Source organism: Aminobacter sp. P4_D5, from assembly GCF_056401815.1.
The window spans coordinates 1-693 of sequence record NZ_JBFUIP010000759.1; the positions used below are offsets into that span (position 1 = coordinate 1).

General features: G+C 67.1%; 2 protein-coding genes. One reads left to right on the top strand and one right to left on the bottom strand.

The window, feature by feature from the left end; genetic code table 11:
* On the top strand, window positions 1-432 hold a 432-nt coding region (locus tag AC1DWF_RS34815; RefSeq protein WP_476843035.1), incomplete at its 5' end, for a DUF488 domain-containing protein.
* Here the strand turns inward: AC1DWF_RS34815 and AC1DWF_RS34820 are convergent.
* On the bottom strand, window positions 433-693 hold a 261-nt coding region (locus AC1DWF_RS34820; protein ID WP_476843036.1), incomplete at its 5' end, for an NAD(P)/FAD-dependent oxidoreductase.

Here is a 693-nt window from a genome sequence, read left to right on the forward strand (position 1 = left end):
GTCGCCACCATCGGCTTCACGAAAACGACGGCGGAACATTTCTTCGCGCGGCTGCGGAAGGCTGGGGTGAAGCGGGTGATCGACGTGCGGCTGCACAACACCTCGCAGCTCGCGGGCTTCGCGAAGGCGGACGACCTCGCCTGGTTCCTCAAGACGATCAACGGCATGGACTACGTGCCGGAACCCAGCCTCGCGCCAACGGAGGAGCTGATGAAGTTCTTCAAGACGGACAAGGGCGACTGGGAGCACTTCGCACGCGACWACTCCGCGCTGATGAAGGAGCGGAAGGTCGAAAAGGCGCTGAAGCCGTCCTTCTTCGACGGCGCCTGCCTGCTCTGCTCGGAGGCCACGGCGCATCGCTGCCACCGGCGGCTGGTGGTGGAGTATCTGAACCGGGAATGGGACGGCGCGCTGACTGTCGAGCACCTGTAGTCAGGCCGCCTCGCCGGCCGCCCAGCCGCTCGCCCAGGCCCACTGGAAGTTGTAGCCGCCGAGCCAGCCCGTGACATCGACCGCCTCGCCGATCACGAAGAGGCCGGGCACCTCCTTCGCCATCAGGTTCTGCTGCGAGAGCGAATCCGTATCCACCCCGCCCAGCGTCACCTCGGCCTTGGCGTAGCCCTCGGTGGTGGAGGGCGTCAGCGTCCAGGCCTTGAGCAGCGCGGCCAGCGCGATCAGGGCGCGGTCCTGCAG